Annotated in this window: 17 protein-coding genes, 2 pseudogenes and 1 riboswitch; of the genes and pseudogenes, 5 read left to right on the top strand and 14 right to left on the bottom strand. The window is 62.9% G+C overall.

The window, feature by feature from the left end:
- Positions 1-126: 126 nt before the first annotated feature.
- Together rimK and HNP49_RS14610 are read right to left on the bottom strand one after the other, a co-directional pair.
- Positions 127-1,032, bottom strand: coding sequence for a 30S ribosomal protein S6--L-glutamate ligase (rimK, locus tag HNP49_RS14615; RefSeq protein ID WP_184684450.1), 906 nt, complete (start codon positions 1,030-1,032; stop codon positions 127-129).
- The gene (locus HNP49_RS14610; protein ID WP_311772125.1) at positions 1,029-1,496 is read right to left on the bottom strand and encodes an ATP-dependent zinc protease; all 468 of its coding nucleotides are present in this window, start codon (positions 1,494-1,496) and stop codon (positions 1,029-1,031) included. The genes rimK and HNP49_RS14610 overlap by 4 nt, the downstream gene beginning before the upstream one ends.
- A 99-nt stretch (positions 1,497-1,595) precedes the next feature.
- Between HNP49_RS14610 and HNP49_RS14605 the strand changes: the two genes are divergently transcribed.
- The 4 genes from HNP49_RS14605 to HNP49_RS14590 all read left to right on the top strand — a co-directional run bounded on the left by HNP49_RS14605 (position 1,596) and on the right by HNP49_RS14590 (position 6,953).
- Positions 1,596-1,994 carry an RNA-binding S4 domain-containing protein gene (locus tag HNP49_RS14605; RefSeq protein WP_184684447.1) on the top strand — a complete coding sequence of 133 codons (399 nt, stop codon included), beginning with the start codon at positions 1,596-1,598 and terminating at the stop codon, positions 1,992-1,994.
- Positions 1,995-2,096: 102 nt separating this feature from the next.
- Positions 2,097-2,984, top strand: a complete 888-nt coding sequence (gene hslO, locus HNP49_RS14600; RefSeq protein WP_184684649.1) for an Hsp33 family molecular chaperone HslO — start codon at positions 2,097-2,099, stop codon at positions 2,982-2,984.
- Between the two features lie 104 nt (positions 2,985-3,088).
- Complete coding sequence (locus tag HNP49_RS14595; RefSeq protein WP_184684445.1) at positions 3,089-4,906, top strand: sodium:proton antiporter; 1,818 nt, start codon at positions 3,089-3,091, stop codon at positions 4,904-4,906.
- 508 nt (positions 4,907-5,414) lie between these two features.
- Positions 5,415-6,953 carry a phosphoenolpyruvate carboxykinase gene (locus HNP49_RS14590; protein WP_184684443.1) on the top strand — a complete coding sequence of 513 codons (1,539 nt, stop codon included), beginning with the start codon at positions 5,415-5,417 and terminating at the stop codon, positions 6,951-6,953.
- Between the two features lie 60 nt (positions 6,954-7,013).
- Here the strand turns inward: HNP49_RS14590 and HNP49_RS14585 are convergent, their stop codons facing one another.
- Complete coding sequence (locus HNP49_RS14585) at positions 7,014-7,445, bottom strand: hypothetical protein (protein WP_184684441.1); 432 nt, start codon at positions 7,443-7,445, stop codon at positions 7,014-7,016.
- An 85-nt stretch (positions 7,446-7,530) separates the two neighbouring features.
- On the bottom strand, positions 7,531-7,920 hold the full coding sequence (locus HNP49_RS14580) for a helix-turn-helix domain-containing protein (RefSeq protein ID WP_184684439.1): 390 nt from the start codon (positions 7,918-7,920) through the stop codon (positions 7,531-7,533).
- Positions 7,921-8,023: 103 nt separating this feature from the next.
- On the opposite strand from HNP49_RS14580, the gene HNP49_RS14575 reads away from it, so the two are divergent.
- Positions 8,024-8,626 carry a nitroreductase family protein gene (locus tag HNP49_RS14575; protein WP_184684437.1) on the top strand — a complete coding sequence of 201 codons (603 nt, stop codon included), beginning with the start codon at positions 8,024-8,026 and terminating at the stop codon, positions 8,624-8,626.
- Positions 8,627-8,746: 120 nt separating this feature from the next.
- On the opposite strand, the gene HNP49_RS14570 is transcribed toward HNP49_RS14575, so the two are convergent.
- The 10 genes and pseudogenes from HNP49_RS14570 to HNP49_RS14530 form a co-directional block, all read right to left on the bottom strand.
- Positions 8,747-10,627, bottom strand: a complete 1,881-nt coding sequence (locus tag HNP49_RS14570) for a DEAD/DEAH box helicase (protein WP_184684435.1) — start codon at positions 10,625-10,627, stop codon at positions 8,747-8,749.
- Between the two features lie 137 nt (positions 10,628-10,764).
- Positions 10,765-11,610, bottom strand: a complete 846-nt coding sequence (metF, locus tag HNP49_RS14565) for a methylenetetrahydrofolate reductase [NAD(P)H] (protein ID WP_184684433.1) — start codon at positions 11,608-11,610, stop codon at positions 10,765-10,767.
- A 61-nt stretch (positions 11,611-11,671) separates the two neighbouring features.
- Positions 11,672-13,066 carry an adenosylhomocysteinase gene (gene ahcY / locus HNP49_RS14560; RefSeq protein ID WP_184684431.1) on the bottom strand — a complete coding sequence of 465 codons (1,395 nt, stop codon included), beginning with the start codon at positions 13,064-13,066 and terminating at the stop codon, positions 11,672-11,674.
- A 24-nt stretch (positions 13,067-13,090) separates the two neighbouring features.
- A riboswitch (S-adenosyl-L-homocysteine riboswitch) is annotated at positions 13,091-13,219 on the bottom strand.
- Between the two features lie 98 nt (positions 13,220-13,317).
- Positions 13,318-14,388, bottom strand: coding sequence for a chemotaxis response regulator protein-glutamate methylesterase (locus HNP49_RS14555; RefSeq protein WP_184684429.1), 1,071 nt, complete (start codon positions 14,386-14,388; stop codon positions 13,318-13,320).
- A gap of 8 nt (positions 14,389-14,396) precedes the next feature.
- Positions 14,397-15,005 (bottom strand): chemoreceptor glutamine deamidase CheD, encoded by a 609-nt coding sequence (gene cheD / locus HNP49_RS14550; RefSeq protein ID WP_184684427.1) that lies wholly within the window; start codon positions 15,003-15,005, stop codon positions 14,397-14,399.
- Positions 15,002-15,841 carry a CheR family methyltransferase gene (locus tag HNP49_RS14545; RefSeq protein ID WP_184684425.1) on the bottom strand — a complete coding sequence of 280 codons (840 nt, stop codon included), beginning with the start codon at positions 15,839-15,841 and terminating at the stop codon, positions 15,002-15,004. The genes cheD and HNP49_RS14545 overlap by 4 nt, the downstream gene beginning before the upstream one ends.
- Positions 15,842-15,910: 69 nt before the next feature.
- Positions 15,911-17,458, bottom strand: a pseudogene (locus HNP49_RS18715) (methyl-accepting chemotaxis protein); the annotation flags it as partial.
- 243 nt (positions 17,459-17,701) lie between these two features.
- A pseudogene (locus tag HNP49_RS19020) lies at positions 17,702-18,613 on the bottom strand (PAS domain-containing protein); the annotation flags it as partial.
- A 160-nt stretch (positions 18,614-18,773) separates the two neighbouring features.
- Positions 18,774-19,262 carry a chemotaxis protein CheW gene (locus HNP49_RS14535; protein WP_184684421.1) on the bottom strand — a complete coding sequence of 163 codons (489 nt, stop codon included), beginning with the start codon at positions 19,260-19,262 and terminating at the stop codon, positions 18,774-18,776.
- Entirely contained in the window at positions 19,246-21,306 is a 2,061-nt protein-coding gene (locus HNP49_RS14530) for a chemotaxis protein CheW (protein ID WP_409372556.1), read from the bottom strand. The genes HNP49_RS14535 and HNP49_RS14530 overlap by 17 nt, the downstream gene beginning before the upstream one ends.
- Positions 21,307-21,321: the final 15 nt, after the last annotated feature.

Genomic DNA, 21,321 nt, shown 5'->3' with positions numbered 1-21,321 from the left:
ATCGCAGTGTTAAAAACAGACTCAGAATGCTCATTTACTACTCGTAAACTGCGCTTCTTCGCCTGTTTTTGCCTTGCGTTGGCTGCCTCGCCAACGTTTTTCAACAGCCTGCTAAAGGAGGAGCGGTCAGCCGCGCCCCTTGGTGCGGGTCTGGCCGGGCTCGGCGTTCTTTTCCAGGTATTCGATGATGATGCTAGCGACATCCTTGCCGGTGGTGGTCTCGATGCCTTCCAGGCCGGGCGAGGAGTTCACCTCCATCACCAGCGGGCCGTGGTGGGAGCGCAGGATGTCCACCCCGGCCACCGACAGGCCCATGACCTTGGCTGCGCGGATGGCGGTCATGCGTTCTTCCGGGGTGATCTTGATCAGGCTGGCTGAACCGCCGCGGTGCAGGTTGGAGCGGAATTCCCCGGGCTTGGCCTGACGCTTCATCGAGGCGATGACCTTGTCGCCGACCACGAAGCAGCGGATGTCGGCGCCGCCGGCCTCCTTGATGTATTCCTGCACCATGATGTTCTGCTTCAGGCCCATGAAGGCCTCGATCACCGACTCCGCCGCCTTCTCTGTTTCGCACAGCACTACGCCGATGCCTTGAGTGCCTTCCAGCACCTTGATCACCAGCGGCGCGCCGTTGACCATCTGGATCAGGTCGGGAATATCGTCCGGTGAGTGGGCAAAGCCGGTCACCGGCAGGCCGATGCCCTTGCGCGAGAGCAGTTGCAGCGAGCGCAGCTTGTCGCGCGAGCGGCTGATGGCCACCGACTCGTTGAGCGGGAAAACCCCCTGCATCTCGAACTGGCGCAGCACGGCGCAGCCATAGAAGGTGACTGAGGCGCCGATACGCGGGATCACCGCGTCGAAGCCTTCCAGCGGACGGCCGCGATAATGGATCTGCGGCTTGTGGCTGGCGATGTTCATGTAGGCGCGCAGGGTATCGATCACCTGCACCTCATGGCCGCGCTGGGTACCGGCTTCCACCAGGCGACGGGTTGAATACAGGCGCGGGTTGCGCGACAGGATGGCGATCTTCATTGGGCACCGGAAGGTTTGCGCAACAGGGGTTTGTCTTGTACGTAGGTCAGCGCCGGGTTGACCACCAACTGGCCGTCCACCAGCGCCTTGGAGCCGAGCAGCACGCGGTAACGCATGTGCTTGCGGCAGGCCAGGGTGAATTCCACCGGCCAGCCGCGGTCGCCCATGGCGAGCAGGCAGCGGATCACATAACGGCTCTGTGCCTGGCCATTAGAGCTCTTGATGGTCTTGATCGTCACAACCGGCGCTTCGCAGCGGTGCGGACGCTGCACCAGCGTGCCGAGGTGGGCGGTGAAACGTACCCACTCGGCGCCGTCGCGCTCGAAGGGCTGGATATCGCTGGCGTGCAGGGTCGAGGTGCTGGCGCCGGTATCGATCTTGGCGCGCAGGCCGATCATGCCCAGGTCGGGCAGGTTGATCCATTCGCGCAGGCCAATCACTGCCAGTTGGTCGAAAGTCTTCACGGCAGGCATTCCGCAACAGGTCGCAGGATTCTGGGCAATCAATGTGACAACTGTATCAGGCAAAATGCCGGGTGTTTCCCCCGGATTGACGAGCGCGGCATGAGTGACAAAGACGCGAAAGACGACAAGGTCCGCCTGGACAAGTGGCTGTGGGCAGCGCGCTTCTACAAGACCCGGGCGCTGGCCAAGGAAGCCATCGAGGGCGGCAAGGTGCATCACCGGGGCGAGCGCTGCAAACCCGGCAAGGAGCCCAAAGTCGGCGACGAATATGTGATTCGCACGGGGTTCGATGAGCGCACGGTGGTTGTCCGCGCGCTGTCGGTGTTGCGCCGTGGCGCGCCCGAGGCACAGCTGCTGTATGAGGAAACCGCCGAGAGCGCGCAGCGCCGCGAGCAGGCCGCCGCGCTGCGCAAGGCCGGTGCGCTGGGCGTGCAGACCGATGGCCGGCCAAGCAAGAAGCAGCGCCGCCAGCTCAGTGCCTTTCATGACGATCACTGACCGATAGTGTTTGCCCGCGCCGGCGATAGACAACTGGCGCTTGGTCGCACCGGGCTTTGCCCCTAAAATCGCCAGCCCAGAATGACTGCAGTCCTGACCGCCATGTCCGATTTTTCCCAGCGTTTCCTCTTCGACGATACCGACGTGCGCGGTGAGTTGGTTGCCCTGCGTGACAGCTACCAGCACGTACTGGCCAAGCACAGCTACCCGGCGCCGGTTGCCGAGCTGCTGGGCGAGATGCTGGCGGCGGCCGCTCTGCTGGTTGGCACCCTGAAGTTCGACGGTCTGCTGGTGCTGCAGGCGCGCAGCGAAGGCCCCGTGCCGCTGCTGATGGTCGAGTGCTCCAGCGAGCGTGAAGTGCGCGCGATTGCCCGTTATGACGCCGAGCAGGTGCAGCCCGGTGACGGCCTGAACCAGCTGATGCCGGAAGGCACCCTGATGCTCACCGTCGACCCGCGTCAGGGCCAGCGCTATCAGGGCATTGTGGCGCTGGAAGGCGCCAACCTGGCCGAATGCCTGTCTGGCTACTTCGCCAACTCCGAGCAGCTGCCGACCCGCTTCTGGCTGCAGGCCGATGGTCGCGTGGCGCGCGGCATGCTGTTGCAGGCACTGCCGGCCGACCGCCTGAAAGACCCGGAAGAGCGGGCCGCCAACTGGCAGCACCTCACTACCCTGGCCGACTCGCTGACCGCTGAGGAACTGCTCGGCCTGGACAACTCCACCGTGCTGCATCGCCTCTATCACCAGGAACAGGTTCGTCTGTTCGACGAGCAACCGCTGGTGTTCCGCTGCAGCTGTTCACGCGAGCGTTCGGCCAGCGCGCTGGTCAGCCTGGGCGAAGAAGACGCCCAGCAACTGGTGGTGGAACAGGGCGGTTCGATCAGCATCGACTGCCAGTTCTGCAACCAGAAATACCTGTTTGACGCCGCCGATATCGCCCAGCTGTTCGCCGGCGGCGGCAGCGAGCCGCCCGCGCAGACCAAGCACTGATGTTGTGCTTCCCCCTTTGCAGGGCTGGTTTCTGTGAGCCTTTCTAGCCAGGCCGGCTAGTCTTTCACAACGATTCCGCGAGGTTCCAGCGACAAGGAGTCCTGATGAGCGAAACCTACTTCCTGCTCGGTGTCGGCGGCATCGGTATCGCTTCTCTGTTCAGTCAGTGGCTGGCATGGCGTCTGCGCCTTCCAGCCATCCTGTTCCTGCTGCTATGCGGGATTCTCGCCGGCCCGGTACTTGGCTTGCTGAACCCCGAGGCGCTGTTCGGTCCCTTGTTGTTTCCACTGGTCTCACTCTCGGTGGCGCTGATCCTGTTCGAGGGCAGTCTGACGCTGCATCTCTCCGAATGGCGCGAGATTGGCACCGTGGTTCGGCGTCTGGTGACTCTGGGGGCACTGACCACCGGCGCCATCATCGCCAGTGCCAGCCACTACCTGCTGGATTTGCCCTGGGATCTAGCCGTGCTGTTCGGCACCCTGACTCTGGTTACCGGGCCGACCGTGATCGTGCCCATGCTTCGGGTGATGCGGCCCAGTCCGTCGGTGGCCAACATCCTGCGTTGGGAGGGCATCGTCATTGACCCCCTGGGCGCGCTGCTGGCTGTAGTGGTGTACAGCTTCATCGTCAGCAGTGGCAGTGATGGTGGGGTGCCAATCAACGAGAGCCTGCTCACCTTCGCCAAGGTGATTGGCTGCGGCCTGATTTTGGGCGTATCTGGGGGCTGGTTGCTTGGCGTGGCCATGCGTCGCCACTGGTTACCCGAGTACCTGGAGAATCTCGCCGCACTGGCCACGGTTCTAGGCATTTTCATCAGTGCCAACCTGCTGGTGCATGAATCAGGTCTGCTGGCCGTCACCATCATGGGAATGTGGCTGGCCAATATGCGCGGCGTGGATGTCCGACATATCCTGCACTTCAAGGAAAACTTGAGTGTTTTGCTGATTTCCGGCCTTTTCATCCTGCTGGCGGCCCGCCTTGACCTTAAGGCGTTGCTTGCCTTGGGCCCGGCCACCCTGGTGTTGCTGGCCGTCATCCAGTTCATCGCTCGTCCACTCAGCGTTGCCCTGAGCACCGCTGGTTCCAGCCTGAGCTGGCGCGAGCGTTCACTCCTGGCCTGGATTGCTCCGCGTGGGATCGTTGCCGCCGCAGTATCTGCAATTTTTGCCGAGCGCATGGTTCATCTTGGCTTCGAGCAAGCGCAGCTGCTGGTGCCGCTGACCTTTCTGGTGATCATCGGTACCGTCGTGCTGCAAAGTGCAACGGCGCGACCACTGGCGCGCGCACTCAAGGTGAGCGAGCCCTCGCCGCGCGGTTTTCTGATCATCGGGGCCAACCCGCTGGCCAGAGCTGTCGGTAAGGCACTGCAAGAGCGGGGTAATCGCGTGCTGCTGACCGACTCCAGCTGGGAGAACATCAGCGCCGCACGGATGGACAACTTGCCCACCTACTTCGGCAACCCGGCCTCGCAGCATGCTGATGCGCACCTGGACCTGATCGGTCTTGGCCAATTGCTGGCCCTGTCAGCGTCGAGCGAGCAAAACAGCCTGGCATGCACCCGTTTTCGCCCTGACTTCGGCAAGGCCAACCTCTACTACCTGCCAAGCCAGCGCGAGCAGCGCATGAGCGAAAAGCACCGGATCAGTGATGAGCATCGCGGGCAGCCGTTTGGCTACCCACAGCGTTCCTACGGACAGTTGGCCAGCTTGCTGGCAAGAGGCGCGGAAATTCACTGCACTACCCTCAGCAGTAACTTCAGTTGGGATGCTTACCAAGCATTGCACGGTGCTCGCGCTACGTTACTCCTGGGTTTTGATCCGCACGGTCGCTTCCATGTCGCCAGTGAAAACCTGACGTTCAGCCCTGGGCCGGACTGGATATTGATGGCCTTGATTGAGCCAGAAGAAGGGAAGTGCCCATAGAACGATTTGTTTTCATGTGCATCGATGGCGCCAAGCTGAGCGCGCTGCGGAGTATGTTTTCGGGTAATGGTTGGCTATGCCCTACTTTCTGAGTCCAGCGGTGCACAGCATCTGAATCTTTGGCTGCATGACTGCAACAGGCATCGACAGCATGTCCGTCTTGGCTCGGTCCTCCGATTGGCCGCGTTACAGCCGAACTGAACAGGTCGCTGTGTATGTGCCGCATGCGCACAGCTGGGTGGTTATTTGTATTTTCTATCGATGCCATCTGCATTTATCACGTGACCCACGCCGAGTTCTTGGGCAAAGCTGCTGCTCCTGTGTGACCCAGGCCAGTGAGTGGGGATCTGAGAGATGCCACTTCGCGCTGTCTGTCAGCTGGCCGATCAGCCGACTCGCCAAGTGAGAGGCATTTCTGGCATAATCCGGCGCACTTTTTTCCCTGTAGTGTTTATTGAAAGGCACTACATACGTTTGGAGGACTCGGCCTCGAGCCGACGGGGACTACATGACGCAAGCCACTCAGTACATCGATATCAGTGCCGCTCAGCTGGTTGAAGAAGCCCTTCGCCGCGGTGAAGGCGAGCTGGCCGCCAACGGTTCGCTGGTCGTCAAGACCGGTCACCGCACCGGTCGTTCTCCGGCAGACCGTTTCATCGTCAAGGAGCAGGGCACCGAGGCCAAGATCGCCTGGGGCAACATCAACCGCCCGTTCCCGGAAGACAAGTTCGATGCCCTCTGGGCCCGCGTCGAAGCCTACGTCGGCGAGCGTGACCGCTTCGTTTCCCACGTGCACGTCGGTGCCGATCCGGAGCAGTACCTGGCCATCAAGATGACCACCGAGACCGCCTGGCACAACCTGTTCGGCCGTTGCCTGTTCATCAACCCGGAGCAGTTCAACCCGTCCGCCAAGAGCGAGTGGCAGATCCTCAACGCGCCGTTCTTCGAGTGCGTACCGGAGCGTGACGGCACCAACTCCGACGGTTGCGTGATTATCAACTTCGCTTCCAAGAAGGTTCTGCTGGCTGGCATGCAGTACGCCGGCGAGATGAAGAAGGCCATGTTCTCGGTGCAGAACTTCCTGCTGCCGGAAGTCGACGTGCTGCCGATGCACTGCGCCGCCAACGTTGGCGAAGACGGTGACACCACCCTGTTCTTCGGTCTGTCCGGTACCGGCAAGACCACCCTGTCCGCCGACCCCTCGCGTTACCTGATCGGTGACGACGAGCACGGCTGGGGCGTGGGCAGCGTGTTCAATATCGAAGGCGGTTGCTATGCCAAGTGCATCGACCTGTCCGAGAAGAACGAACCGGTGATCTGGAAAGCCATCCAGTTCGGCGCCGTACTGGAGAACGTCGTGCTCGATCCGCGTACCCGCCTGCCGGATTACGCCGACTCCAGCCTGACCCAGAACAGCCGTGCCGCCTATCCGCTGCAGCTGATCGAGAAGCGCGTTGAGGCCAACCGTGCCGGCGAGCCGAACGCGGTGATCTTCCTGACCTGCGACCTGACTGGCGTACTGCCGCCGGTGTCGATCCTCAATAACGAGCAGGCGGCTTACCACTTCCTCTCCGGTTACACCGCACTGGTCGGTTCCACCGAGATGGGTAGCGGCGGCGGCATCAAGTCGACCTTCTCCACCTGCTTCGGGGCGCCGTTCTTCCCGCGTCCGGCTGGCGAGTACGCCGAGCTGCTGATCAAGCGCATCCAGGGCTTCGGCTCCAAGGTGTACCTGGTCAACACCGGCTGGACCGGTGGTGGCTACGGTGTTGGCAAGCGCTTCAACATCCCTACCACTCGTGGCGTGATTGCAGCCATCCAGAGCGGTGCACTGATCGGTGCTGAGACCGAGCACCTGCCGATCATCAACCTGGACGTGCCGAAGGCCGTACCGGGCGTCGAGACCGAGCTGCTCAACCCGCGCAACACCTGGACCGACAAGAACGCGTACGATGAAGCGGCCAAGGCTCTGGCCACTCAGTTCATCGAGAACTTCAAGAAGTTCAGCGTGTCCGACGCCATCCGCAACGCCGGTCCGCAGCTGTAAGGCGAATCGTCGCGATGCAAAAAAGCCGCCTCCGGGCGGCTTTTTTGTACCTGCAATTCGTCAGGCCTGGATATCGATGTAGGGCGTCGGCTCCGCCGGGCGGCTGGGTTTTTCGGGGCGCTCAACCTGCTCGGGGCGGCTGTCAATGGCCTTGGCCACACGGTAGCGCTGGACGTCTTCACTCAGCTCCTGAGCCGCTTCCAGATTGCCTTCGCTGGACTCGACTTCACCCTCGCTGGCGACTGCCAGGTAGGTGTCGATCTGGTTCTGCTGGCTGTTGGCACTGTACAGCTGGGCGGCGGTGCTGCGCCGGCTGGTCTGCTCGGCGGCACGGTTGTCCTGTGCTTGCTGCACGCGGTCGCTGGCCGCATCGACGGTCTTGTTCACCTGCTCCGGGCTAACGGGCGAGCCGGGTGCTTGTGCGGCTTCGCCGGCGCGCTTGATCACCTGAGTACTGAGCGGCAGGTTGCTGCTGGCGGCGGATACTTGCATGGGGAAACCTCCCTGAGGGATCTGTTATCAGATTAACTCTTCTGCAGGCTCAGGCTTAGACTGCTTGGCAATACCCGCTGGCCGTTTAGGGCTGCTCAGTTTCTTTCAGGCTGTGCAGCTGGCCTTCGCTGCAGCGTCCGTGTCGACCACCGCTGCTCAGGTAGAGCTTGCCCCATTGCTGCAGGCTGCTCATCACCGGCTGCAGGGCCAGGCCCAGTTCGCTCAGTTGGTAGTCCACGTGCGGTGGCACTACAGGGTGTACGGTGCGCAGCACCAGGCCTGCGTCTTCCAGTTCGCGCAGTTGCTTGGTCAGCATGCGCTGGTTGATGCCCGGACACATGCGCTGCAGCTGGTTGAAGCGACGGGTGCAGCCGAGCAGATGAAAGATCAGCATGCCCTTCCATTTGCCGGCAATGACATCGAGTGCCGCTTCAGCCGGGCAGCCGGCAGGAAGGATGATGGCGGGAGCAGTCATACAGTTACCTTTATGTGGGTATCGGCCATTTATGTACATACTTACGCTTTTGTTGGCTTATGGCTAGGATGGCGCCACCTAAAACGACCGGAGGCATTTACCGATGCATACCCTGGAAGCTATTCAGACCCGCCGAGCTGTGCGTGGTTACGACCCCGAATTCAGCCTGAGCCAGGCCGAGAAAGATGAACTACTGGAGCTGGCGCTGCTCGCGCCGACCGCCTTCAACCTGCAGCATGTCCGCCTGGTGGACGTCAGCGACCCGGCACTGCGCGCCCAGGTCCGCGCGGCTGGTTGGGATCAGGCTCAGATCACCGAGGCTTCCATGCTGGTGGTGATCTGTGCCCAGCTCGACAGCTGGGCGCAGAACGCCGAGCGCGTATGGGAAGGCGCGCCTGAGGAGGTCAAGGCGTTCATGGTCGGAGCCATCGATGGCTACTACCGCGACAAGCCGCAGGTGCAGCGAGATGAAGTGATGCGCAGCTGCGGCCTGGTGGCCCAGACCCTTATGTTGGCGGCCCGGGCCAAGGGCCTGGACAGCGTGCCGATGGACGGTTTCGACTTTGCCGCTGTCGGCGAGCTAATCAAGCTACCTGCCAATCACGTGATCGGCCTGATGGTCGCAGTAGGCAAGCGCAACGTCGAGCACAAACCGCGGGTTGGCAAGCTGCCGTTTGCCGAGACGGTGCTGCGCAATACGTTTTGAAACTCTAGCCGTTCGGTTTGTCCTAAGGGCATAGCTTGCGAAGGGAGATTTAAGTTTTGCAGCTGGTGCTCAGGCAATAAAAAAGCCGGCCAATGGCCGGCTTTTTTATTGCTCAGACTATTACTCGTCGCGGTTACGCGAGAGCAGGGCCGGGCGTTCGCGGCTGCGGCGATTGTCCAACTCATTGAGCTGCTCAAGGCTTGGCAGGCGTTCGCCCTTGCGCAGGATCATTGGGCCTGGCTTGCTGCGTTGTTCCTGCACGGCCGGCTCCTGGCGCTCGTCACGACGTGGGCGCGACTCGTCGCGACGCGGCTTGTTGCTGGCTGCGCGAGGTTTGCCGGACTTGGCACCCTGACCGGCTGCACCACTGCCGCCGGTACGGCCGCTGCCCGGCTGACCCTGGCGGGCACCAGCGGTTGCACCGCTGCGGTTGGCTGGTGCCTGACCGGGACGACGCTGGCCGCGGGCCGGGGCCTTGGGCTGCACTGGTACGTAGTCGACGCTGTTGCCGAAGTTGTCGTAGTCGTCGTCGAGGAACTCTTCCGGGTCGCGGTCCGCTGGTGGAGTGACCGGCTTCTTGGCCGCTTGCGGCTGACGTTCCTGACGCTCTTGGCGCGGCTTGGCGGGTTTGGCCTGAGCCGGGCTGGCTGCGGTGCTGTCAGCCTGGGCCTGCTCGCCACGTTCGCCCTTGTTCTTGCCGCCACGGCGACGACGCTTTTTCTTCGCTGCGCCTTCTTCGGCGGCTTGCGCTTCGTTGCGTTGTTGCTGGCGACCCTGGCGTGGCGGACGCGCCTCGCGGGCTTCCTCGGTGGGCTGCTCGCTGGCTTTTTGCGCCAGGCTGGCTTCGGCCGCGGCAAGGTCGAAGCCCATCCAGTCGCCATCGGCGATGCGCTGCTTGGTTAGGCGCTCGATGTCCTTGAGCAGGCGCTCTTCGTCCGGTGCCACCAGCGAGATGGCCTCGCCGGCACGCCCGGCGCGGCCGGTACGGCCGATGCGGTGGACGTAGTCTTCCTCGACGTTGGGCAGCTCGTAGTTGACCACGTGCGGCAGCTGATCGATATCCAGGCCGCGTGCGGCGATATCGGTGGCCACGAGGATACGGATGGCGTTGGCCTTGAAGTCGGCCAGTGCCTTGGTCCGAGCGTTCTGGCTCTTGTTGCCGTGTATCGGCGCGGCCGGTAGGCCGTGCTTGCACAGGTACTCGGCCAGGCGGTTGGCGCCGTGCTTGGTGCGGGTGAACACCAGTACCTGCTCCCAGGCGCCCTGGGTCACCAGATGGGCGAGGAGGACGCGCTTGCTGGTGGCGCCGATGCGGTAGACGCGCTGCTCAATCCGCTCGACCGTGGTGTTCGGCGGCGTGACCTCGATGCGTTCCGGGTTGTGCAGCAGCTTGTTGGCCAGGTCGGTGATGTCTTTGCTGAAGGTCGCCGAGAACAGCAGGTTCTGGCGCTTGGCTGGCAGCTTGGCCAGCACCTTCTTGACGTCATGGATGAAACCCATGTCGAGCATGCGGTCGGCTTCGTCGAGGACGAGGATTTCCACGCGGGACAGGTCGATGCTGCCCTGGCCGACCAGGTCGAGCAGACGGCCGGGGCAGGCCACCAGGACATCGACGCCCTTGGCCACGGCATCCACCTGCGGCTTCATTCCGACGCCGCCGAAAATGCAGGCACTGGAGAGCGGCAGATCGCGGGCGTACAGCTTGAAGCTGTCATGCACCTGTGCGGCCAGTTCGCGGGTCGGCGTCAGCACCAGTACGCGCGGCTGGCGCGGACCATGGCGATGTTCGCGGTCTGGGTGACCGTTGGGGAACAGTAGTTCCAGAACCGGCAGGGCAAAGCCGCCGGTCTTGCCGGTGCCGGTCTGCGCCGCCACCATCAGGTCGCGGCCCTGCAGGACGGCGGGAATGGCGCGTTGCTGCACCGGAGTCGGGGTGGTGTAGCCGGCGGCTTCGACCGCCTGAGCAAGTGCCTCGGAAAGGCCGAGGGAAGTAAAGGACATGCGGGGTTCCTATCCTGTCGGCAACCTGCCGACTCTAGGGCGCGTGTTTGAGCCCCGGGCTAGCGCATTCGGCGCTCCCTCCACCGCCACTACCCTGCGCTGGGTAATGGCCCGGAGGGCGGCCCGGAACACTGACCTCAGCGTGGCAGCTTGAGGTTGTTCCAGATGGCCAAACTGGGTTCGGCCTGATTCAGGGTGTAGAAGTGCAGGCCCGGCGCGCCGCCGTCCAGCAAACGTTCGCACATCGCGCTGACCACCTGTTCGCCGAAGGCCTGGATGCTCTCCAGATCGTCGCCGTAGGCTTCCAACTGCTTGCGGATCCAGCGGGGAATCTCGGCGCCACAGGCGTCGGAGAAGCGGGCCAGCTTGCTGTAGTTGGTGATCGGCATGATGCCGGGGACGATCGGGATGTCCACGCCCAGTTTCCGTACGCGCTCGACAAAGTAGAAATAGCAGTCGGCACTGAAGAAGTACTGGGTGATGGCACTGTCGGCGCCGGCCTTGGCCTTGCGCACGAAGTTGTGCAGATCGTCTTCGAAGCTGCGGGCCTGCGGATGAACTTCCGGGTAGGCCGCGACTTCGATGTGGAAGTGTTCACCGGTTTCGGCGCGGATGAACTCCACCAGTTCGTTAGCATAACGCAGTTCGCCACTGGCCATGCCCATTCCGGACGGCAGGTCACCACGTAGCGCGACGATACGCTTGATGCCACTCGCCTTGTAGGTGTTGAGCAGCTCGCGCAGCTCGGCCTTGCTGTCGCCGACGCAGGACAGGTGCGGTGCGGTCGGCACCTTCACGTCGCCGTCGAGCTGCAGCACGGTGTTCAGCGTGCGGTCGCGGGTCGAGCCCCCGGCACCGTAGGTGCAGGAGAAGAAATCGGGGTTGTAGCCCGCCAGCTGGCGCGCCACGGTCATCAGTTTTTCGTGTCCGGCTTCGGTCTTGGTAGGGAAGAACTCAAAGCTGTAACGGCGTTCTTGCGACATAAATCGGGTCCTTGATACGCAAAAAGGGCGAGTTGCCTGTGCAACCCGCCCTCCTGGTACATCAGTAGCGGTAGCTATCCGGCTTGAACGGGCCTTCGACGGTCACGCCGATGTACTCGGCCTGCTTGCCAGTCAGTTGGGTGACCACGCCGCCGAAGCCCTTGACCATTTCCAGGGCCACTTCTTCGTCGAGTTTCTTCGGCAGCACTTCAACGGTGATGCGCGCGTTCTTCTCGGCGGTCGGCAGGGCGGCGAACTTGGCGCCGTACAGGTGGATCTGCGCCAGCACCTGGTTGGCGAAGGAGCCGTCCATGATGCGCGACGGATGGCCGGTGGCGTTGCCCAGGTTAACCAGGCGACCTTCGGCCAGCAGGATCAGGTAGTCGTCATTGTGCGGATCGAAGCCGTCCTTGCCGGTACGGTGGATCTTGTGTACCTGTGGCTTGACCTCTTCCCAGGCCCAGTTGGTGCGCATGAAGGCCGTGTCGATCTCGTTGTCGAAGTGACCGATGTTGCACACCACGGCACGCTTCTTCAGTGCCTTGAGCATGTTGGCGTCGCAGACGTTGACGTTGCCGGTGGTGGTCACGATCAGGTCGATCTTGCCCAGCAGGGCCTTGTCGATGCTGGCTTCGCTGCCGTCATTCAGGCCGTTCAGGTAGGGCGATACGACTTCGAAGCCGTCCATGCAGGCCTGCATGGCGCAGATCGGGTCGATTTCGGTGACCTTGACGATCATGCCTTCCTGACGCAGCGACTGCGCGGAGCCCTTGCCCACGTCGCCGTAGCCGATCACCAGGGCCTGCTTGCCCGACAGCAGGTGGTCGACGCCGCGTTTGATGGCGTCGTTCAGGCTGTGACGGCAGCCATACTTGTTGTCGTTCTTGCTCTTGGTCACCGAGTCGTTGACGTTGATCGCCGGGATTTTCAGGGTGCCGGCTTTCAGCATGTCGAGCAGGCGATGTACGCCGGTGGTGGTTTCCTCGGTCACGCCGTGGATCTTGTCCAGCATGGCCGGGTATTTCTGGTGGATGATCTGGGTCAGGTCACCACCGTCGTCGAGGATCATGTTGGCGTCCCATGGCTGGCCATCCTTCAGGATGGTCTGCTCGATGCACCACTCGTACTCTTCTTCGGTCTCGCCCTTCCAGGCAAATACCGGGATGCCGGCGGCGGCGATGGCGGCAGCGGCCTGATCCTGAGTCGAGAAGATGTTGCAGGACGACCAGCGCACTTCGGCACCCAGGGCAACCAGGGTCTCGATCAGCACGGCGGTCTGGATGGTCATGTGAATGCAGCCGATGATCTTGGCGCCGGCCAGAGGCTGGCTGGCCGCGTACTTGCGGCGCATGCCCATCAGGGCGGGCATCTCGGATTCGGCGATGATGATTTCGCGACGGCCCCAGGCAGCCAGGGAAATGTCGGCAACTTTGAAATCGGCAAAAGCAGCGCTCATGCGTGAGTCTCCATTCGTATGCAATGCGAATGGGCGCCGTTGGTGCGTTTACAGGGCGGAGGCAACAGCATCCGGCAACCTGGGGAACGCGCCCCGACCGAGCCTGACAGACCGGTGAAACCGAAAGGGTCTGCTGCAGCGCCCCTCGGTCGGGTGGCGGGAGCGTCGTCCGGGAGACGGACGACGCAAAAAACGGGGTGATTATAGCCATGCGAACGGGCAAGCCCAAGGCTTTCCGTCGCCTGCTGCACTTAGACGCGGTTGCCGCCTCCGCGCTTCTTCACTTGCTGCATCAGGGCTTCGGCAATTTGCTCAAGGCTCAGTACTTCCTCCGCTCCACCCAGCAGCACCGCTTCCTTGGGCATGCCATAGACCACGCAGCTGGCTTCGTCCTGGGCCAGGGTGTAGCCGCCGGCATCGCGGATGGCCTTGAGGCCGATGGCACCATCCTTGCCCATGCCGGTCAGCAGCGCGGCGATGACGTTGCGCCCGGCGCACTGCGCCACCGACTCGAACATCGGGTCCACCGCCGGACGGTGTCGATGCACCTGCGGGCCATCGGACAAGCGGGTCACGTAGTTGGCGCCCGAGCGTTCGACCAGCAGGTGATGATCGCCTGGGGCGACGAAGGCGTGCCCGGGGAGTATGCGTTCGCCGCCCTTGGCCTCGACCACATGCAGACGACTGAGGCGATTGAGGCGCTCGGCGAAGGTGCGGGTGAATCCCGGCGGCATGTGCTGGGTGATGACGATGCCGGGGCTGTCGGCCGGCAGGTCGATCAGGACATCCTTGATCGCTTCGGTGCCGCCGGTGGAGGCGCCGATGGCGATGATTTTCTCGGTGCCGATAATCGGGGTGCGGCTCTCGCGGGGCGCCTTTTCGCGGCTGTCCAAGGTTTTGCCAGCTGCACGGGGTTTTTGCAGGCGGGCGCGACTGGCGGCCTTGATCTTGTCGCGAATGTCGTCGGCATAGGCCTCCATGCCTTCGCGAATGCCCAGCTTGGGCTTGGCGACGAAATCCACCGCGCCCAGTTCCATGGCGCGGAAGGTGGCTTCGGAGCCGCTTTCGGTGAGCGAGGAAATCATCACCACCGGGGTAGGCCGCGCGTTCATCAGCTTTTCCAGGAAGGTCAGGCCATCCATGCGTGGCATTTCGATGTCGAGGGTGATGACATCTGGACTGAACTGTTTGATCAGGTCGCGGGCGACATAGGCGTCCGGAGCCTGGCCAACCAGCTGCAGTTCGGGGTCCTGCTGGATGATTTCCTTGAGCAGAGCGCGAATCAGTGCGGAATCGTCGACGATCAGAACCTTGATCGGCATTGGGGCTCCTAGAAAAGATCGATTTCGCCGGCAACCGGCGTGCGCTTGATGCGCAGGCTGTACTCCATCTCCCGGTCGAGCAGGGTGGTGTTATGCAGCGATTTGAGTTTCTTCAGCATGACCCGGCCTGTCTTGGGAAAGAAGTAAACCTTACGTGGATAGGTATCCATCAGGTCCTGAGCGACCACGGGAATGCCTTCAGTGTGCAGATAGTCCAAGACGAACTCGGCGTTGCGCTTGCCCACGTTATTACTACCGAAGCCGCGAAGCACACTGGCGCCACCGAACACCTTGGCCTCGAAGAAACGGCGTTGGGCACCGAGCTTGAGCAGGTGGTTGATCAGTATCTCGATGGCATACACCCCATAGCGCGCCGAGCTGGACAGCGGATTGCTGCCTTCCTCGGTATTGCCCGGCAGCATGAAGTGATTCATCCCGCCGATGCCGTTGCTGCGGTCGCGCAGGCACACCGCGACACAGGAGCCGAGCACGGTGACGATCAGCAGGTCGCGCTGGGTGACGTAGTACTCGCCGGGCAGGATCTTGACCGCTTCGCTGTGGAAGTGGCGGTCATAGTAGGTATTCGGCGCCAGCTCGCTGGTGTAGTCGTAGCTCATGGGCGGCCACCGCCCTGGCTGGGTCGGTACACGGTCCGGCCGATCAGACGGACCAGATGGGTTGCGTGGACGAAGCTTTCCGAGTGGCCGGCGAAGAACAGGCCGTCGCTGCGCAGCAGTTTGACCATGCGTTCGAGCAGATGCTGCTGGGTCGGCTTGTCGAAGTAGATCATCACGTTGCGGCAGAAGATCACATCCAGGCCTGGTTCGATTGGCCAGCGCGGGTCGAGCAGGTTGATCTGCTGGAACTCTATCAGCTCGCGCAATTCGTCACGCACCCGCACCATGCCTTCCTGGCGGCCCTTGCCGCGGAGGAAGAAGCGTTTCTTGCGTGCGCTCGACAGCTGGTCGATGCGGTTCAGCGGGTAGATACCCTGGGCCGCAGTCTGCAGTACGCCGGTGTCGATGTCCGAGGCGATGATCTGCACCGGTGGCCGCAGGCTGGCGAAGGCTTCCATTGCGGTGATCGCCAGCGAATAGGGTTCCTCGCCGGTGCTGGCGGCCGAGCACCAGATGCGGATGGGGCCGTTGCGCCGTGGATGCTTCTGCAGGTACTCCGCCAGGGACGCGAAATGATGACTTTCGCGGAAGAACGAGGTCAGGTTGGTGGTCAGTGCATTGACGAACTCCTGCCATTCCTCATCGTGTTGTTGCAGGTGGTTGAAATAGGCGCCGAAGCTGTCCAGTCCGAGGACGCGCAGCCGCCTGGCCAGGCGGCTGTAAACCATCTGGTCCTTGCTCTCCGAAAGGCTGATGCCCGAGCGCTGATAGAGCAGGCGGCGGACCTGCTGGAAATCCTCGGCGCGATAGTGAAACTCGCGTACTTCTTCAGCCATGCCGGCTCCCCTGCAACGCTGCGTGCGCAATCCCGGCGCCGCGTGTCAGCGGCGCCGGTCTGCTGCGCTTCAGAACTGCTCCCATTCATCATCGTGGCTGCTGGCGCGAGGCAGTGCCTGGCGCTGGGCACGTTCGCTACGCTGCGGCGGCTCGCTGCGCGATGGCAGAGCGCGCGGTACTGCCGGCGCGGCCAGGGCCGGACGCTGGCTGGCATGCTCGAACTTGAAGATGCCCACGGCCTCGGTCATGGCAGCCGCCTGGTCAAGCAGTGACTCGGCAGCGGCGGCGGCCTGCTCCACCAGGGCGGCATTCTGCTGGGTCATCTCGTCCATCTGGCTGACGGCGCCGTTGACCTCCTCGATCCCGGTGCTCTGCTCGGCGGAGGCTGCAGCGATCTCGGCCATGATGTCGGTGACACGTTTGATCGCCGTGACGATCTCGCTCATGGTCTTGCCGGCCTGGGCCACCAGGGTGTTGCCGGTCTCGACCTTGTCCACCGAATCGGAAATCAGTGTCTTGATCTCCTTCGCGGCCGCCGCCGAGCGCTGTGCCAGGTTGCGGACTTCAGCCGCCACCACGGCAAATCCGCGTCCCTGCTCGCCGGCACGGGCGGCCTCGACCGCGGCGTTGAGGGCGAGGATGTTGGTCTGGAAGGCGATGCCGTCGATCACGCTGATGATGTCGGAGATCTTGCGCGAGGACTCGTTGATCGACGACATGGTGCGTACTACCTGCTCGACGACTGAGCCGCCGTCGATGGCCACCTCGGAGGCGTTGACCGCCAGTGAGTTGGCCTGGCGTGCGTTGTCGGCATTGAGCTTCACCGTGCTGGTCAGCTCCTCCATGCTCGATGCGGTTTCTTCCAGGCTGGAGGCCTGCTCCTCGGTACGTGAGGACAGATCGGTGTTGCCCACGGAAATCTCGTTGGCCGCGGTGTAGATGGTGTCGGCGCCTTCGCGGATCTGCCCGAGCATGCGTGACAGGCTGATGGCCGTTTCGTTGGAGAAGTCCTTCAACTGGCCGAAGGTGCCCTGGTAGTCGTCGGTGATGCGCTGGGTCAGGTCGCCCTGGGCCAGGGCGCCGAGCATGCGCACCACGTCCTGCAGGCCTTTGTCGGCGGTTTCCACCAGTTGGTTGAGGCCGGTGGCGAGGTTGAGCAGGAAACCGTTCTTGTCGCGCAGGTCCAGGCGACGGGTGAAGTCACCCGCGGCAGCGGCGGTGACCACGCTGGCCACTTCGCGCTCGACGGCGACCTCCACGGTGCGGTCATTCCACTCGACCACCGCACCGAGGCGTTCGCCGCTTTCGCTGATCACCGGGTTGGCGGCCAGGGCGAAGGTGCGGCCGCCGACTTCGATCTGCGCGCGGTAGGTGCTGGTGAAGGTGGCCAACAGGTGTTTCTGGTGTTCCGGGTTCTTGTGGAACTGGTCGATCGAACCGCCTAGCAAGCGGCTGGCGTCGAAGCTCGGCAGAGCCTTGCGCAGGTCGCTTTCGGCGTTCTGCATCATCGCTTTGACGGTGTGGTTCATGTAGATGATGTTGCGTTCGTTGTCGGCAATCATCACGTTGCTGCTGACATTGTCGAGGGCGATCTTGATTCGTGCGTTCTCGGCAGCCAGGGCCAGCTCGCGTTCGCGCACGGCCAGTTCGGCTGTCATGTCCTTCCATTCGACCACGGTGCCGATACGCTTGCCGCTGTCGAGGATCGGGTTGACGATCAGGTCGAAGGTCCGTCCGCCGATGACCAGGCGGGTCTGGTAGGTCTGCTGCAGGCGGTCGAGCAGGCCGCGTTGGTGTGCGGGGCTCTTGTGGAAGATGTCGATGTTGCTGCCGAGGATGCTCTTGGCATCGAAGTTCGGCAGTTGTGCGCGCAGGTCGCCTTCGGCGGTATGGAACATCGCCTGCAGGGCATTGTTGGTATAGATGATGTTGTAACCGGCGTCGGCGACCATGATGTTGGTCGCGGCCACGTCCAGGGCCTGCCGGATTCGCAGGCTGGCCTGGGCGTTGCGCTTGGTGTCGGCGAACTCGAAGCCGAGGCGGGTCTGCAGGCGTTTCAGCGCCAGGCGCATCTGCGCCAGCTGGTCATGTCCACTGGCTTCGACGATGCCGTCGAAGTTGGCCTGGGCGAAGCGCTCCAGGTGCTCGCTGGCATTTTCCAGCGACTGGCCGAGTGCGCTGCTCAGGCGCAGGCCACCGATCAGGGTCAGTAGCAGGATAGCGACTGGCACGGCCAGCAGCGCCGGGTTGCCGCTGTTGGCCGCTGCTGCCGCCGCAAGAGTGGCCAGCACGCTGCCGAGGCCGAGCAGTGCGAACTTGCCGCCCAGGCTGAAGCGCTCTGTCAGTCGCGTGGCGCGGCTCAGCATGCCAAGTTTGACGCCCTTGCCTTCGCGGATTTCCCAACCCTTGGCCTTGCCGTCACGGAACAGCTGATACAGGTGCTCGGCGGCCTGTACCTGCTCGCGACTGGGCCGGGTACGCACCGACATGTAGCCCACCACCGAGTTGCCTTCGCGAATCGGCGTGGCATTGGCCAGTACCCAGTAGAATCCCCCGTCCTTGCAGCGGTTCTTGACCATGCCGGTCCATGGTCGTCCGGCCTTGAGGGTGGCCCACAGGTCGGCGAATGCCGCCTCGGGCATGTCCGGGTGGCGCACGATGTTGTGCGGCTCACCGATCAGCTCGGCCTCGGTGAAGCCGCTGGCTTCGAGGAAGTCGTCGTTGACGAAGGTGATGCGACCCTTCAGGTCGGTGCGCGAGACGATGGTCATGCCGTCGCGCAGGACGAATTCCTGATTGGTGATGGGCAGATTGGTACGCATGTGTGCTCCTTGGCTCAGGCCGAGAAAACGACAGGGCAGGCGCGGCGCGGCCGGACTGCAGGCAGGTGCGCTGGGGGAAGGTTTCGGGTGTTACAGGCAGTGTGGCTGTTCATGCGTCGCTGCCCTCGTTGAGCAGGGCCATTTCCTGGCTGCTCATCAGTTGCTCGATGTTGACCAGAATCAGCATGCGTTCCTCAACGGTGGCCAGGCCCATCAGGTACTGGGTGTCGAAGCTGCCGCCAAATTCCGGTGCCGGTTTGATCTCGTTGGGCATCAGCGCCAGCACATCGGAGACAGAGTCCACGACGATGCCGACGATGCGGTTGAGCACATTGAGAATGATCACCACGGTGAACGGGTCGTAGGTCACCGAGGGCAGGTTGAACTTGATGCGCAGGTCGACGATCGGCACGATGGCGCCGCGCAGGTTGATTACGCCCTTGATGAATGCCGGGCTGTTGGCAATCGCCGTGACCTGATCGTAGCCGCGGATTTCCTGCACGCGCAGGATGTCGATGGCGTACTCCTCGCTGCCCAGGGTGAAGGTGAGAAACTCCTGAACCGGTTCGCTGCTGTTGTTGTCACTCGCAGGATTCATTGACTAGCTCTCCATGACTGGCCAGGCGCGGCAGGGCGTCGACGTCGAGAATCAGGGCGACGCTGCCATCACCCATGATGGTGGCGCCGGTGATGCCGTCGATGCGGCGGAAGTTCTGTTCCAGGCTCTTGATCACGACCTGCTGCTGGCCGATCAGATCGTCGACCAGCAGGGCGAATTTGCGCCCCTCGGCTTCGAGGATCAGCACAATGGCCTGCCAGGGCACGGGCGGCTCGCCTTCCAGGTTGAGCAGGCTGTGCAGGCTGAGCAGGGTCAGGTACTCGCCGCGCACGCGGATCACCGTGCGCTGGCTGCCACGCATGCTGCGGATGTCGTCGGCCTTGGGTTGCAGTGACTCGATGATGTAGGTCAGTGGAATCACGTAGTGCACCGTGCCGGCCGCGACGATCATGCCGTCGAGGATGGCCAGGGTCAGCGGCAGGCGAATGGTGATGCGGGTGCCATGGCCGGCCAGCGACTCGATGTCGATGCGCCCGCCGATGGCGGAGATGTTTCGCCGTACCACGTCCATGCCGACGCCGCGCCCGGACAGGTCGGTGACCACCTCGGCGGTGGAGAAGCCGGGCATGAAGATCAGCTGCCAGACCTCGCTGTCGGGCATGTCGTCGCTGACGGCCATGCCCTGCTCGCGGGCTTTGGCGAGGATCTTGTCGCGGGCCAGGCCTTTGCCGTCGTCGTTGATCTCGACCACGATGCGGCCGCCCTGGTGGAATGCGGAAAGGCGTACGGTGCCGTGCTCGGGCTTGCCTGCGGCGATGCGCTCGGCCGGCATCTCGATGCCGTGGTCGACACTGTTGCGGATGATGTGGGTGAGCGGGTCGGTGAGCTTCTCGATCACGCCCTTGTCCAGCTCGGTGTGCTCGCCCTGGAGGATCAGTTCAACCTTCTTGCCCAGCTTGCTGGCAGTGTCGCGTACCACGCGGGGGAAGCGGTTGAAGATGAAGCTGATCGGCAGCATGCGGATTGACATCACCGATTCCTGCAGCTCGCGGGTGTTGTGTTCCAGCTGGCTGAGGGCCTGGTTGATCTTCTCGAAGACCGCCGGGTCGAGGCCGGCGGTGAGCTGGGCGAGCATGGCCTGGGTGATGACCAGTTCGCCAACCTGATTGATCAGGCTGTCGATCTTTTCCACGCTGACGCGAATCGAGCTGGACTCGCTATCGCCGGTAGGACGCGGGACTGCCGGCGGGCTGCTGGCGGCGCGGCGATCGGTACTGCGGCGGTCGCCACTACGACGCTCTTCTGTAGAAACATTGCTGTCACTGACCGGTACTGCCGCTGCCGGTATGGTGGGGCTGCCGGGAGCCTTGGCGTAGACGCCATAGCTGGGGGTTTCCACGACCATTTCAGGCGGCGCTACGGGAGCGTCGGGCTGTTCGTCAAAGAAACCGAAGGCGTCCTCCGTGGGGCTGACTTTCTCAGCGTCAAACAGGCCGTAGGCTTCGTCTGGTGTGGAGGCGCTCGGTGCTTGCGGAGCGCCCGGCTGATCCTCGAAGAAGCCGAACGCGTCGCCGTCTGCAGTGTCAGCGACTGTCTGCCCGGCATTGTCGTCAAAGAAACCGAATGCCTCCTCGTCAGTCTGGGCTGGCGGCTCGGTGAACAGGCCATAGGCACTGTCTTCGACAGCGGCAGTCGACATTTCGGAGTGGCTGTCGATCAGCGCCTGCAGGCGTGCCACTGTGCCTTCTACCGGAATACCTGGGTCGACACTCTGGTACTTGTGGCAGGCCAGCAGCTGGGCCAGTACGTCGCGGGCTTGCAGGAACACGTCGATCATCTCGCCGCGCAGGGCGATCTGGTCGCTGCGGATCTTGTCCAGCAGGGTTTCCAGCACATGGGTGACCGCGGTCAGGTCGTCGAAACCGAACATGCCGCTGGAGCCCTTGATTGAATGCGCGGCACGGAAAATGCCGTTCAATGCCTCGCGGTCGGGGGCATCGACATCCAGGGTCAAGAGCAGGTGTTCGAGATTGGCCAAGTGTTCCTCGGCCTCCTCGAAGAACACCTCGAGAAATTGCTCCATGCCAACGTTCATGTT

It is taken from the genome of Pseudomonas fluvialis (assembly GCF_014207935.1).
Lineage (GTDB): Bacteria > Pseudomonadota > Gammaproteobacteria > Pseudomonadales > Pseudomonadaceae > Aquipseudomonas > Aquipseudomonas fluvialis_A.
Note: the sequence above shows the minus strand (reverse complement) of the source record. Positions and strands in the feature narration are given on the sequence as shown.

Coding starts and splice junctions, on each gene's coding strand:
- rimK (WP_184684450.1), bottom strand. CDS start 1,032: ATGAAGATCGCCATCCTGTCGCGCAACCCGCGCCTGTATTCAACCCGT.
- HNP49_RS14605 (WP_184684447.1), top strand. CDS start 1,596: ATGAGTGACAAAGACGCGAAAGACGACAAGGTCCGCCTGGACAAGTGG.
- hslO (WP_184684649.1), top strand. CDS start 2,097: ATGTCCGATTTTTCCCAGCGTTTCCTCTTCGACGATACCGACGTGCGC.
- HNP49_RS14595 (WP_184684445.1), top strand. CDS start 3,089: ATGAGCGAAACCTACTTCCTGCTCGGTGTCGGCGGCATCGGTATCGCT.
- HNP49_RS14590 (WP_184684443.1), top strand. CDS start 5,415: ATGACGCAAGCCACTCAGTACATCGATATCAGTGCCGCTCAGCTGGTT.
- HNP49_RS14585 (WP_184684441.1), bottom strand. CDS start 7,445: ATGCAAGTATCCGCCGCCAGCAGCAACCTGCCGCTCAGTACTCAGGTG.
- HNP49_RS14580 (WP_184684439.1), bottom strand. CDS start 7,920: ATGACTGCTCCCGCCATCATCCTTCCTGCCGGCTGCCCGGCTGAAGCG.
- HNP49_RS14575 (WP_184684437.1), top strand. CDS start 8,024: ATGCATACCCTGGAAGCTATTCAGACCCGCCGAGCTGTGCGTGGTTAC.
- HNP49_RS14570 (WP_184684435.1), bottom strand. CDS start 10,627: ATGTCCTTTACTTCCCTCGGCCTTTCCGAGGCACTTGCTCAGGCGGTC.
- metF (WP_184684433.1), bottom strand. CDS start 11,610: ATGTCGCAAGAACGCCGTTACAGCTTTGAGTTCTTCCCTACCAAGACC.
- ahcY (WP_184684431.1), bottom strand. CDS start 13,066: ATGAGCGCTGCTTTTGCCGATTTCAAAGTTGCCGACATTTCCCTGGCT.
- HNP49_RS14555 (WP_184684429.1), bottom strand. CDS start 14,388: ATGCCGATCAAGGTTCTGATCGTCGACGATTCCGCACTGATTCGCGCT.
- cheD (WP_184684427.1), bottom strand. CDS start 15,005: ATGAGCTACGACTACACCAGCGAGCTGGCGCCGAATACCTACTATGAC.
- HNP49_RS14545 (WP_184684425.1), bottom strand. CDS start 15,841: ATGGCTGAAGAAGTACGCGAGTTTCACTATCGCGCCGAGGATTTCCAG.
- HNP49_RS14535 (WP_184684421.1), bottom strand. CDS start 19,262: ATGAATCCTGCGAGTGACAACAACAGCAGCGAACCGGTTCAGGAGTTT.
- HNP49_RS14530 (WP_409372556.1), bottom strand. CDS start 21,306: ATGGAGCAATTTCTCGAGGTGTTCTTCGAGGAGGCCGAGGAACACTTG.